Origin of the sequence: Caballeronia sp. ATUFL_F1_KS4A, assembly GCF_023630905.1 — a bacterium.
Taxonomy (GTDB): domain Bacteria; phylum Pseudomonadota; class Gammaproteobacteria; order Burkholderiales; family Burkholderiaceae; genus Caballeronia; species Caballeronia zhejiangensis.
On sequence record NZ_JALQEB010000058.1, the window covers coordinates 1 to 279 of the forward strand.

Here is a 279-nt window from a genome sequence, read left to right on the forward strand (position 1 = left end):
CGTGCAAACTATCGCCGAGATTTGGGACGATAAAGAAGTCCGCTACTATGGCTACGTCACCTCTATGGGAACCCTGCTTCCCAGCGCCGACAAGCTGTTCAAAGAGGGCGACAACCCCACAGATTTTGTGCAGCAAGACGAGCACGGCGCCGCTATCGTAATTCCAAACCCATACAAGGAGCTTCCCTTTGTTCACATCAAAAACATTGAAATGTCGAATGACAGCCATGGTCGCAGTGATCTGCACGACCTGTGGGTACTCAACAAGGAGCTTAACTC

At 50.9% G+C, this 279-nt stretch carries 1 protein-coding gene; it reads left to right on the plus strand.

Translation table 11 applies throughout. The features are described from left to right. A partial coding sequence (locus NCS03_RS31020) for a hypothetical protein (RefSeq protein ID WP_250530509.1) occupies window positions 1-279 on the plus strand: 279 nt, incomplete at both ends.